An 11994-nucleotide genomic window follows, 5' to 3' on the forward strand; every position below is an offset into this window, starting at 1 on the left:
TACCGACTGCGAGAGTGTCTACGGGTGAATTGTTGGAAATCTTACTTGGATGGGTTGCCCCGGGCGCAATTCCGGGGCCGGGGCCGCCGGGGCGGGGCTGTTCGCCTCCGCCCCGGCGACTGCGCAGGCCGGGTTACTCGCCCTTGGCCTTGGCGATGACCTCGTCAGCGACGTTCTTGGGAACCTCGGCGTAGGAGTCGAACGCCATGGAGTACACGGCGCGGCCCTGCGTCTTGGAACGCAGGTCGCCGACGTAGCCGAACATCTCCGACAGCGGCACGGCGGCCTTGATGACCTTCACGCCCTGTGCATCCTCCATCGACTGGACCATGCCACGGCGGGAGTTCAGGTCGCCGATCACGTCGCCCATGTACTCCTCGGGGGTGCGCACCTCGACGGCCATGACCGGCTCGAGCAGAACCGGCTGAGCCCGCTTGGCGCCCTCCTTGAAGGCCATGGAGCCTGCGATCTTGAAGGCCATCTCGGAGGAGTCAACCTCGTGGTAGCCGCCGTCGACCAGGGTGGCCTTGACGTCCACCATGGGGTAGCCGGCCAGCACGCCGGTGGTCATGGCCTCCTGCACGCCGGCGTCGACGCTCGGGATGAACTCCCGGGGCACGCGCCCACCGGTGACGGCGTTGACGAACTCGTAGTGCGTGTTCTCGGCCTCGTCGTCGGCCTCGTCGGCCACGAGCGGCTCGAAGGACATGAGCACCTTCGCGAACTGGCCGGAGCCACCGGTCTGCTTCTTGTGCGTGTACTCGACCTTGTCGACCTTCTTGCGGATGGTCTCGCGGTAGGCGACCATCGGGTTACCGACGTTCGCCTCAACCTTGAACTCGCGCCGCATGCGGTCGACGAACACGTCCAGGTGCAGCTCGCCCATACCGCCGATGACGGTCTGGCCGGTCTCCTCGTCGAGCTCGACCGTGAAGGTCGGGTCCTCCTCGGAGAGCTTCTGGATGGCGACGCCGAGCTTCTCCTGGTCGCCCTTGGTCTTGGGCTCGATGGCCACGTGGATCACGGGGTCCGGGAAGGTCATCGACTCCAGGATGACCGGGTCGCCCTGGGCGCACAGGGTGTCACCGGTGGTCACGTCCTTCAGGCCGATGAAGGCGTAGATGTGGCCGGCGTGGGCCTCCTCCACCGGGTTCTCCTTGTTGGAGTGCATCTGGAAGAGCTTGCCGACGCGCTCCTTGCGGCCCTTGGTGGCGTTGAACACCGTGTCGCCCTGGGCGACCTTGCCGGAGTAGACGCGCACGTAAACCAGCTTGCCGTAGAACGGGTGGGTGGCGACCTTGAAGGCCAGGGCGGAGAAGGGCTCCTTCTCGTCGGCCTCGCGGGTCAGCACCTTGGACTCGTCGCCGGGGGCGTGGCCCTCGACCGCGGGCACGTCCAGCGGAGAGGGCAGGTAGTCGAGCACGCCGTCCAGAACCGGCTGAATGCCCTTGTTCTTGAAGGCGGAGCCGGCGAAGACCGGGAAGGCCTGGCCGGCGATGGTGAGCTTGCGGATACCGCGCTTGAGCTCGGCGACCGACAGCTCCTCCCCCTCCAGGTACTTCTCCATCAGCTCGTCGTCGGCCTCGGCGACCGTCTCCATGAGCTCGCCCCGCAGCTGCTCGGCCTTGGCCACCAGCTCGGCCGGGATCTCCTCGTACTCGACGATCGAGCCGCGGGTGTCCTTGCCATCGGCGTCCTTCTCCGGGAAGCGGATGGCCCGCATCTCGATGACGTCGACGACGCCGGAGAACTCGTTCTCGGCACCGATGGGGAAGTTCACGACGATCGGGGTGGCGTGGAGCCGGTCGCGGATCGTCTGCACGGAGAAGTCGAAGTCCGCACCCAGCTTGTCCATCTTGTTGATGTAGCAGATGCGGGGCACGTTGTACTTGTCCGCCTGGCGCCACACCGTCTCGGACTGGGGCTCAACGCCCTCCTTGCCGTCGAAGACGGCGACCGCGCCGTCGAGCACGCGCAGCGAGCGCTCGACCTCGACCGTGAAGTCGACGTGGCCGGGGGTGTCGATGATGTTGATCTGGTTGTCTTTCCAGAAGCAGGTGGTGGCCGCGGAGGTGATGGTGATACCGCGCTCCTGCTCCTGCTCCATCCAGTCCATCGTCGAGGCGCCGTCGTGCGTCTCGCCGATCTTGTAGTTGATACCCGTGTAGAACAGGATGCGCTCAGTCACGGTGGTCTTGCCGGCATCGATGTGAGCCATGATGCCGATGTTGCGGACCTTGGTGAGGTCGGTCAGCACGTCTAGTGCCACTAGTGATGTCCTTCGTTCGTTAGGTGAGGGAGTTGGGCCCGTACGAGCCGGCGGGCCCGGACGGCGTGGGGATGCTTACCAGCGGTAGTGAGCGAAGGCCTTGTTGGACTCGGCCATTCGGTGCATGTCCTCGCGCCGCTTGACAGCGGCGCCGAGGCCGTTGGAGGCGTCCAGAATCTCGTTCATCAGGCGCTCGGTCATGGTGTTCTCGCGGCGCTGGCGGGAGAAGTCCACCAGCCAGCGCAGCGCGAGGGTGGTGGCGCGGTTCGGGCGGACCTCGACGGGAACCTGGTAGGTGGCGCCGCCGACGCGGCGGGAGCGCACCTCCAGGGCCGGGCGGATGTTGTCCAGAGCACGCTTGAGCACCGAGACCGGGTCCTGGTCGGTCTTGGAGCGCACGCCCTCGAGGGCGCCGTAGACGATGCGCTCGGCGGTTGCCTTCTTGCCGTCGAGCAGTACGCGGTTGACGAGCTGGGTGACGACGGGCGAGCCGTAGACCGGGTCGACGGCAAGCGGGCGCCGGGGTGCGGGACCCTTACGGGGCATTAGTTCTTCTCCTTCTTGGCGCCGTACTTGGAGCGTGCCTGCTGACGACCCTTGACACCCTGGGTATCGAGGGAGCCGCGCACGATGTGGTAGCGGACACCGGGAAGGTCCTTCACACGACCCCCGCGGACGAGCACGATCGAGTGCTCCTGGAGGTTGTGGCCCTCACCGGGGATGTAGGCCGTGACCTCAATACCGGTGGACAGGCGCACGCGGGCGACCTTACGGAGGGCGGAGTTCGGCTTCTTCGGGGTCGTGGTGTACACACGGGTGCATACGCCACGACGCTGCGGGCTGGACTTGAGCGCCGGCGTCTTGGACGCCGCGCGCTTGGTTGAGCGGCCCTTGCGGACCAGCTGCTGAATTGTGGGCACTACTGATTCTCCATCTTGAAGTGCTTTGCGGGCTGTCGTTGCCCACGTGCCGACCCGCTCTTCCCCGACGGCGCACTCCGCCACGGAATGGGCCGGTCCGCAGGGAGTCGGCCGGGCCGACGGCGCTGCGTCCGGAGCCCCGTGACGGGGCCCGTCGGTTCCCACCGCGGCAGACCCGCGTCACCCCTCGACGTCTGGCGCCGATCGGCTGGGAACGGAATGGAGAACGGTAGCCCGCACACGGGCACCAGTGGGGCACACTACCCGGGCACGACGCCGCACGCCAGACGGGCTCAGGGTGTTCCTGGCCACGTAAAACCGCCCCACCAAAACCGGGAACTGCAACCGGCTCGCGCCCGGGGTGCGGTCGGCTTACTGGCGCGGGGACCGATCACTGGTGCGGGGCCGAGCGACGGACGCTGCGCGCGGATCCCGGTGCCACGGCCCGTACTGGGTGGGCGGGGCGCTCAGGATGGAGCCTAATGGGGGTTTTCGTGTTTGTGGGTGTGGAGGCAAGGACTCGGGCTGTTGCGTGGTGGTCGTGTTCGGGTTGACGAGGTCGTGTTCAGGGTGCCGAGGTCGTGTTCGGCGGGTGCCGGCCGCATCGGCTGGACGTTAACAACGCTACTTAACGGCCTGCTGTATACCTCCCAGCCCTTCAGCAGGCCGTTAACAGGCGTTGTTAACCCCGAAGTGGCGTTACAGATGATCCCGCGGGTCAAGTCTCTTGGTGTGGTGTAAATGTTCTAGGCGGTGATGGCCATGATGGGGTGGGTGGTTTCGGCTTGTTCGTGGAGGATCCGTGTGAGGTGGCGCAGGGAGGTCTCCGACAGGTAGCGGCGTTCGCCGTACTGCCATTCCTCGTGCTGCTCCTGTAGGACGGCACCGACCAGTCTGGTGACGGAGTCTCGGTCGGGGAAGACCTGGACCACATCCGCGCGGCGCCCGGTCTCACGGTTGAGACGCTCAATGGGGTTGTTGGACCAGATCTTGGGCCAGTGCTCCCTGGGGAAGGCGGCGAACGCGGTCAGGTCCGGCTCGGCCTCGGCCAGCATGTCGGCTATCTCAGGGAACGAGGAACGCAGAGAGGCTGTGACCTGCTTGTAAGTGTCCTTCACGGCCTCGCCAGTGGTCTGAGCGAAGATCGTCGTAATCAGGGCGTTTACGGGCTTGGAGCGGGCCGAGCCGAGCTTGGAGGCCGATGTTGCGGGCGAAGTGCACTCGGCACCGCTGCCACGAGGCGCCCGGCAGGATCGCCTTGACCGCGTTCTTGATGCCCCAGTGGGCATCGCTGGTTACCAGCACCACCCCCTGTGGGTCCTCCTGGGTAGGCACTTTCAGCCCCCGCTCGCGCAAGGACCGCAGAAAAGCGGTCCAAAAGTCCGTGGTCTCCGCGTCCCCGACGCCCCGTGCCCAGGATCTCCCTCCTGCCCTGGGCCGAGACCCCGGTGGCCACTACCAGGGCCTGGGAGACGACCCGGTGGCCCAGCCTTACGTCCACGTAGGTGGCGTCAACGAACAGGTAGGGGAACCAGGTGTGATCCAACGGTCGGGACAGGAACTCGTGCACGCCCTCGTCTATGTCCTTGCAGACCCGCGAGACGGTCGCCCTGCCAGATCCCGGACTCGTTGCCCAGGGCCTTAACCAGGTCATCGACCTTCCGGGTGGACACACCCTCGATCCAGGCCTGGCAGATCACTGCGTACAGGGCCTTGTCCACCCGCTTACGCGGGGACAGCAGGGACGGGAAGAACGAGCCCTGCCTCAGTTTGGGGATGGCCAGGTCAACCTCCCCGGCGGTGGTCGCCAGCCTTCTGGGACGGGTGCCGTTACGACGGTTGGTGCGCCTCTCGGTGCGCTCGTACCTGTCGGCACCGATCACCGCGGAGGCTTCGGCGTCCACGAGGTCCTGCAGGCCGGCCTGAAGCAGCCGGCGGAAGACATCATTGTGGGCCAGGTCGGGGTCCGCAAGGACTTCCGCGATCAGTGTGGACACGGCAGACTTGTTCTCGGGCATCGTGGGTGAACCTTCCTGGTGAATCTTGGTCGAGAATCTGGGCTCCCACGATGCCCCCTACCACAGGGAACCCCTCGCGGGAATTGCCACCACACTACGAGACCCACCCATCCCGCGCCGTCGACGACCGCCCGCCGGCAGCGAGGACGCTTCCGATGGGCGCGGGACGTGCTAGGGCCGGCGCCTGACGCACGTACGCCGTTGCGGGGCACTCCCGGGCGGACGGTCCGTGTATTGCGTCTGACCCGCAGCAGCGACGACCCGCCATGAACGGCAACGGTTCACGGGGGGCACCCGACAAACCGCCGCGGGCGACGCCCCAGCACCCAGGCAACATGACGAACCGTAAGGTCAACCCAAGAACTTGTTATGTGTCAGGACATCGGTGACAGTTCAGGGGTTGTTGGTGGTGACAGTTCTGGCGTGTTTTTGGATGCATGAGCCCAGTCAGGAAGTCCAACAGTGGTGGTGTTGATCCGCGTATGCGTCTGGCGATCACCCGGTGGCCTGATGACGCCCCGCGCGGGGCGGTGACCACGTTCTGCGAGCATGAGGGCATCTGCCGCAAGACCTTCTACGCGCTGCGGGCCAGAGCCCGAGCTGACGGGGAGGCCGCGATACTCGAGCCCCGCTCTCGCCGTCCTCGCACAAGTCCGGGACGTATAAGCGAACAGGTGCGCTACCAGGCCCTGGACGTGCGTGCCGCGCTAGAAGGCTCTGGCCTGGACTGCGGCCCGATTCAGCGTGCACGACAAGATGCGGGCCATGGGCCTTCAGGCGCCCTCGTCGGCGTCCCTGGCCCGGATCTTCCGCGCCGCCGGCGTGGCCCACGCCGAGCCGGCCAAGAGGCCCCGGGCGGCATGGCGCCGTTTCGTCTACCCCGCCCCGAACGCCTACTGACAGATGGACGCCACCGAATACGTACTGGCCGGCGGCCGCAAGGCCGTCATCTACCCGGCTCATCGACGACCACTCCCGCCTGGCGGTGGCGTCCCTGGTCGCCGCCTCCGAGACCAGCCAGGCAGCCATCGCCACCTCCGATAAGGCCGTCGCCCGCTACGGAGTGCCCCAGCGGCTGCTGACCGACAACCGGGTCGCTGTGAATCCCACCCGACGCGGCCGCAAAGGCGAGCTGGACGGGCCACGTGCGCGCCCTAGGGGTGGAACCCATCACCGGCAAGCCGTACAAGCCCACCCCCAGGACAAGAACGAGCGCCTCCACCAGACCCTGTTCCGCTACCTCGACGCCCCGCCCCTGGCCCGCGCCCGGCACCCGCTACGTCTCGACCCGCACACACCCAACCCCGCCAACCACCACACCCCACAAGACCCAGAACTGTCACCGATATCCTGACACACCAAGTGTCACCGATGTCCTGGCACAAAACTGTCACCGATCTCCTGAGACATCACAGCGACGGTTCGTACCTCGTGGTGACGGTTCGTACGTTCCGGTCGACGATTCGTACCCTGTGGTGACGGTTCGTACTGTAGGGGTACTGTGCTGTCTCCACACTTCTGGGACGGTTGAGTCTCATGACTTCTGGGACGGTTGAGTCTCATGACTTCTGGGACGGTTGAGTCTCATGGGTTTTGGGACGGTTGGGAGCGGGGTGAGCGGGGTGGCCTGCTGATGATTCTGTTGGGTGGTTTGGAAGCGTTGATGGTGGCCCGGCTGTGGGTCTGGGCCTGGGTGGGCTGGGGCCAGGGGATCGCGGCGAAGTGTGTTCCGGCCTGGTCGTAGAGGTCCAGGCGGGTGGGGTACTGGCGGAACTCGATTGTCTGGCCGGCCATGAAGGATCCGACGTAGATGATGCGGCCTTTGTAGGTCACGGTCCCGTTGCTCAGGGACTGTCTGCTGGTGATGGTGGGGTCGGTGCTGGCAGCCTGCGGCAGGCTCAGCGGCACAGGCCCGGATAGCGCGTCAAGGTTGATTGGGGAGGGATTGGGCAGGGCCCGGGGGACCTGGTGCCACACGCGTATGGGGGTTATGGATATTCCCAGCCCCTGGTGCTGGCGCTCGGTGTTGTAGTAGGCGGTGAAGTGCACCAGTCCGGCGTTTAGGTCCTCCAGGGTGGTGTAGGGGTGCGCTGCCAGCCACAGCTGGAGGGGCTTATGGGAGCTTTCGACCTTGCCCTGGGTCTGTGGGTGACCGATGGCGCCGCTGATCGGACGGATCCCCAGGCTGGCCAGCCACCTCTCTGTCCGCCCGAATCCGGTGGTGCGGTGAGTGTTGAAGGCCCTGCCGTTGTCGGTCAGGATGGCTGCGGGCCGCCCCCAGGAGTCGAACGCCTCGGACAGGATCTGGCGTGTGGCCTCATGCGTCTCCCCGCCCCAGGCCGCCTTGAGCGCCACCAGCACCCTGGAGCAGTCATCGATGACCTGGTAGATGGTCACCGCACGCCCCTGGATACTCCACTCGATACCGTCCAGCTGCCACAGCTCGTTAGCGCTGGTACGCGTGAACCGCTTGAAAGACACCCGCGGGCGCTTGCGTGGCGCCGGGACCACCAGCCCCATGGCCCGCATGCGCCTGGCAATAGTCGCCCGCGACGGGGCCGGGTTTGCCCCCGCCCCGGACAGCACCCACCACACCGACCACGGACCCGCATCCTTCCCGTCGGCAACCAGCTCCCGGCGTACCTGGGCGATACGCTCATCAACCCGCTCATCCCAACGGCGCGCCGGGTGCAGCGGCGCCCTGGAACGGGCGACCAGCGCCGCCCCCGGCCCCTCCTGCTTGGCCCGCTTACGGATCCGGTAGAACGAGGACTTCGAGACCCCCACCTGCCGGCAGAACTCCTCCACGCTCACACCCGCAACCCGCGAGTCGAACTCAATGATGCGCTGACGCTTGAACGGCGAAACTGCATAGCCCATCCCCCAACCCAACCCCACCCAGGGCCTCCCAGAATCTCACGACTTCTGACACTCCCAGATGTCATGAGATCCAACAGTCCCAGAAGTCATGAGACATCACAGTACCGTAGGGGTACGTAGCGTCACCGGAAAGTACGAAGCGTCGGTGCCAAGGTACGAACCGTCGCCGGAAGTGCCGAACCGTCATGCGAAGTGCCGAACCGTCACGGGAAGTGCCGAACCGTCACGCGGGGCGCACGAGCAGTTCCGTCCCCGACGTCGGCGCCCACCGTGCAGAAGATGTTCACATCAGCCCAGAACGTCCTCATCAACCCGAGTACGACTACCCGAACGCGACCCCCACACCACACCGCAGTCCGGGCCTTGCCCAGCGCCGGGTCCCGGCCCCGCACCCTCAAGCACGCAGAGGCCCTAATGGTCAGCCCTGGTCCCGACGCGACAGTCGGCGCCTTCACCCGCCCCGCGGACGCGTACCGCAGGCCGGGCTATGCGAGCGCAGCGATAGCGGCGTCATAGTCGGGCTCCTGGCGGATCTCCGGCACCTGCTCGGTGTACAGGACGGTGCCGTCGGTGTCGAGCACCACGATGGCACGGGACATCAGTCCGGCCGTGGGGCCGTCCACCAGCACAACGCCGTAGTCCTCGCCGAAGCTGGAGCGGAAGGTGGAGCCCGTCACGACCCGGTCCAGGCCCTCGGCACCGCAGAAGCGCGCGGCCGCATAGGGCAGGTCCGCGGAAACGCACACCACGGTGGTGTTATCCAGGCCGGCCGCAAGCTGATTGAACTGGCGCACCGACATGGCGCAGATGCCGGTGTCCACCGACGGGAAGATGTTCAGCACGACACGGCGGCCGGCGAGTTGCGCTGACGTGACCGGCCCTAGGTCCGCGCCCACCAGCTCGAAGTCGGGAGCCTTAGTGCCTACGGCGGGGAGGTTGCCGACGGTGTGTACCTGGACGCCTTCGCGAGTGATCGTAGCCATGCATTAATAATGGCATCTTCTCATTTCAGAGAACAACGCCCTGCGCAACCTATTTTCCGCCTCGGCGCTGAGCGCCCGGCCCACGTAGCAACCGCTACTCGCCCTTGGCGGCCCGCAGGACGCCAAGGATCTCCTGCTTACCGGGGACTTCCACCCCCAGCGCCTCCACCCGCGCGATAACGGCGTCGACTTGCGCCGCGTCAACCGAGGCCGCGTAGGTCCGGGCCTGGGCGGCCGTACGCTCCTTGAGTGCCTCGGCCCCGTAATAGGCGCCACCGACCGTTGCCGCCGTCGGTAGGGCGATTGAAGCCAGGAGCAGGAGCGTCGCAGCCGTCTTGGGACGGGCACGGACCACGGCGACCACCGCCACTATGAAGGCGACGAAGGCCAGCACCCCGCCCGCGCCGAAGGCCGCCAGCGCCGACGTATTGACGAACGAATCGCTGCCCAGAAACGCTGAGAACACGTCGACGGAGACCAGCAACCAGTAGATACCGCCACCCAGTAGCGCGCTGGCGAGGACAACCAGGACGCTGCCCAGGGGCAACGCCGCCGTGCGTCTGCGCCGCGGGGGCCGCGGCAGCCGTGGCGGCGCCGACCGGTATTGCGGCGCAACCGGCCAGGCAGCCGTAGGCGCCGGCTCTTGTGCAGCCTCCGGACTGGACCCGAAGACTGCCGCAGGCAATATCTGCGTCGCCGACGGCGGCTCAGGCTCGGTGGGCACGCCGAAGACGGGCGTCGTAGCCCGCTGCGGATAGGGCTCGTAATCGGGCGGGGTCGGGTTGGTCGGGGGATTGGACACGCTGAGGACTCCTTTCGGCCGCGGTCAGAACCTCAGTCCCACACGGTGAAGCCCCAGAGAATCGGGTCAAGGACCCGGAACGGGGAGATCCCGCGCTCGGTCAGTTGATCCGCGTGCTGCGGGCTCTCGCCAACCGCCGACACCGCGAAGTGCCGTACCTCGGCGAGGGCACCGTTTTGCTGTGCCGAGTCGGCGGAGAGCGTCACCGAGTCATCGCCAATGCGATTGAACAGGGAGCGGACCTCCGCGTCTAGGAAGACCACATCATTCTCAAAGGCAGTCATCGCGCTATCGATGTCCTGCCGCGCGCGCAGCATCGTGTCATCCCGGTTGAAGTGGGCGGCCGGGTTTGCCAGCAGCGGTGTCAGGGCGCTGTCCGCGTCGGTCATCTTGTGCAGTGAGTCGAACTTGGAGATCGTCAGCGCAAGTCGGGCCGAGCCGGAGGACAGCTGCAGCAGCACCTTCGGCAGCACCTCCCCAGGCATGTCCCCCAGCCGGTTGCGGTCGATCTCCGGGATGATTCCCGCCAGCACCTGCCTAACGGAGTCCAGCATGAGCGGGTCGAAGAGGAACACCACCAAGTCGGCCCGGTCCATGAAGCTGAAGTGAAGCGGCTTGCCTACAACCTTCTCGATGTCCTCACCGGCCACGTCGCGCATCACGATGTAGAAGCGCTCAATGTCATTACCGCGAAACTCCCAGATCAGGGGGTCCTGCTGGTATGCGCCACCACCCGCGATGGGAGGTGTGCCCTCCATGACCACGTTCTCCTTGAACAAGGGCTTGTAGTACCGCTGCGAGTACACCTCGTAGGTGCCGGTCGTGGTGGGGGTCATGGTGCATCCCCGGGACTGCGCGTAGCGCCTGAGCAGGTCCACGGCCACCGCGATGTAGACGGACTTGCCCGAGCCCCGCGCCCCGACCAGCGTCATGGTGAATACCCGCGCATCCTCCCATCCCGGCGGCAGATCCCGGTGGCATACGCTGCAGATCCGCTGCCGGCACGGCTGCCCGCACCGCCGGCACGGGACTGTGGTACGCACCGGCTCGTCCTCATTTTGAACGATGCGGTAGAAGGGAGTAGTTCTGGTTTCGTATCCGGCCAGAGCGGTGCCCTGCGGATCCGGGACGGGCTGGCACTGCCCCGTGCACCGCACGGTGATCTCTCCGCCGGGAATGGCGGAGTAGCAGTAAGGACAGGTACTCATACGTTTTCTCCGTTTCCGTGGTGTCCAGCGGGTGTCGACAGCCAAGTGAGCAAAGGTGCAAGAAGCTCCAGCGTGCGCGGCCCGAAACCGAGGTCCTCACGCATCAGCTCCGCCCACGCCGCACCATCCAGCGCGAGGGCTTCCGGGGCGGGGAGCACGCTGAGTACCTCCGTCGGCCCAGCCAGGAGCACGTCGGAGCGTGCCGGCTCAGGAGGCAGGTCGGTGACTACCGCCACCCGCGCGCCGGCGTCGTCGTCCGGAGCGGCCACCTGCCCGACGCCGTGGCTCTCCGCGCCCCCTACCGAGACCCGACGCACCGTCGGCGCCGGGACTCCGACGGTCCCGTACAGGTCGTCGAGGAACCGTAGCAGGGCATCCACCCGGTCCTGGTACTGCTGCATCGAGGCGGATGTATCGATCACCAGGGAGGTGACGCTCGGATGGAGCCTGTGCCCCTGCTCCTCCCAGCGCCGGGCGCACCATCCCCCCAGGCCGAGGGTGACCGTGCCGCCCTCGCCCGGTCGAACCGTGATGGTGCTGCCAGCTCGCGTCACCGAAAGCACCGCCACGACGGACCGTCCTGAAACCGGCACGGAGCGCAACAGGTAGGACTGTCCGCCGACGACGCCGATGGCGAGGTCCACCGTGTAGTCCCCGGGGAAGGGATCACCCGAGGCGGTCATGACACGCACTGTGGTGGGCGCGTCCTCCGCAACCGCCTGTGCGGGGAAGGCCACGGCTCCGCGTGCCGCCCCGAGGTACTTCGGGGCCCGGGTTGTGCCGACGACCTCAATCTGGGCGGGCACGGAGCGTGATACGAGGTTCAGCTCGACTGCGCCCTTGACCGCCAGCGCGAGCTCTTCCCACTGACCGTGGTCCAGGATGTCTGACACGAGGCTTCCTTTCGTAATTCC

General features: G+C 66.5%; 10 protein-coding genes and 1 pseudogene. 2 read left to right on the top strand and 9 right to left on the bottom strand.

Annotation, left to right across the window (positions count from 1 at the left end; all coding sequences use genetic code 11):
• Positions 1–133 precede the first annotated feature (133 nt).
• From fusA to CWT12_RS10520, 4 genes and pseudogenes are all read right to left on the bottom strand, one after another.
• Positions 134–2269, bottom strand: coding sequence for an elongation factor G (fusA, locus tag CWT12_RS10505; protein WP_161924760.1), 2136 nt, complete (start codon positions 2267–2269; stop codon positions 134–136).
• Between the two features lie 75 nt (positions 2270–2344).
• Positions 2345–2815 carry a 30S ribosomal protein S7 gene (gene rpsG, locus CWT12_RS10510; RefSeq protein WP_161924761.1) on the bottom strand — a complete coding sequence of 157 codons (471 nt, stop codon included), beginning with the start codon at positions 2813–2815 and terminating at the stop codon, positions 2345–2347.
• A complete protein-coding gene (rpsL, locus tag CWT12_RS10515; RefSeq protein WP_073327562.1) occupies positions 2815–3189 on the bottom strand; it encodes a 30S ribosomal protein S12 in 375 nt (124 codons plus the stop codon). Before rpsL ends, rpsG begins: the two co-directional genes overlap by 1 nt.
• A 746-nt stretch (positions 3190–3935) precedes the next feature.
• Positions 3936–5207, bottom strand: a pseudogene (locus CWT12_RS10520) (IS256 family transposase).
• A gap of 765 nt (positions 5208–5972) precedes the next feature.
• Here CWT12_RS10520 and CWT12_RS14725 point away from each other — a divergent pair.
• Positions 5973–6107: a hypothetical protein gene (locus CWT12_RS14725; RefSeq protein WP_442862530.1), complete on the top strand. Its 135-nt coding sequence runs from the start codon at positions 5973–5975 to the stop codon at positions 6105–6107.
• 85 nt (positions 6108–6192) lie between these two features.
• Positions 6193–6561, top strand: a complete 369-nt coding sequence (locus CWT12_RS14730; RefSeq protein ID WP_202616197.1) for a hypothetical protein — start codon at positions 6193–6195, stop codon at positions 6559–6561.
• 230 nt (positions 6562–6791) lie between these two features.
• Here CWT12_RS14730 and CWT12_RS10530 read toward each other — a convergent pair whose 3' ends face one another.
• The 5 genes from CWT12_RS10530 to CWT12_RS10550 all read right to left on the bottom strand — a co-directional run bounded on the left by CWT12_RS10530 (position 6792) and on the right by CWT12_RS10550 (position 11973).
• Positions 6792–8087, bottom strand: coding sequence for a DDE-type integrase/transposase/recombinase (locus CWT12_RS10530; RefSeq protein WP_161923422.1), 1296 nt, complete (start codon positions 8085–8087; stop codon positions 6792–6794).
• Between the two features lie 485 nt (positions 8088–8572).
• The gene (gene tpx / locus CWT12_RS10535; protein ID WP_161924762.1) at positions 8573–9070 is read right to left on the bottom strand and encodes a thiol peroxidase; all 498 of its coding nucleotides are present in this window, start codon (positions 9068–9070) and stop codon (positions 8573–8575) included.
• 94 nt (positions 9071–9164) lie between these two features.
• The gene (locus CWT12_RS10540; protein ID WP_161924763.1) at positions 9165–9872 is read right to left on the bottom strand and encodes a hypothetical protein; all 708 of its coding nucleotides are present in this window, start codon (positions 9870–9872) and stop codon (positions 9165–9167) included.
• A gap of 32 nt (positions 9873–9904) precedes the next feature.
• Positions 9905–10804 carry a hypothetical protein gene (locus CWT12_RS10545; protein ID WP_237564148.1) on the bottom strand — a complete coding sequence of 300 codons (900 nt, stop codon included), beginning with the start codon at positions 10802–10804 and terminating at the stop codon, positions 9905–9907.
• Between the two features lie 272 nt (positions 10805–11076).
• Positions 11077–11973, bottom strand: coding sequence for a hypothetical protein (locus CWT12_RS10550; protein ID WP_161924765.1), 897 nt, complete (start codon positions 11971–11973; stop codon positions 11077–11079).
• Positions 11974–11994: the final 21 nt, after the last annotated feature.

Source organism: Actinomyces sp. 432 (genome assembly GCF_009930875.1).
Lineage (GTDB): Bacteria > Actinomycetota > Actinomycetes > Actinomycetales > Actinomycetaceae > Actinomyces.

What these genes read in the sequence shown, in the direction of transcription:
- tpx (WP_161924762.1), bottom strand. Translation starts at nt 9,070, where the DNA reads ATGGCTACGATCACTCGCGAAGGCGTCCAGGTACACACCGTCGGCAAC.
- CWT12_RS14725 (WP_442862530.1), top strand. Translation starts at nt 5,973, where the DNA reads ATGGGCCTTCAGGCGCCCTCGTCGGCGTCCCTGGCCCGGATCTTCCGC.
- CWT12_RS10530 (WP_161923422.1), bottom strand. Translation starts at nt 8,087, where the DNA reads ATGGGCTATGCAGTTTCGCCGTTCAAGCGTCAGCGCATCATTGAGTTC.
- rpsG (WP_161924761.1), bottom strand. Translation starts at nt 2,815, where the DNA reads ATGCCCCGTAAGGGTCCCGCACCCCGGCGCCCGCTTGCCGTCGACCCG.
- CWT12_RS10545 (WP_237564148.1), bottom strand. Translation starts at nt 10,804, where the DNA reads ATGACGCTGGTCGGGGCGCGGGGCTCGGGCAAGTCCGTCTACATCGCG.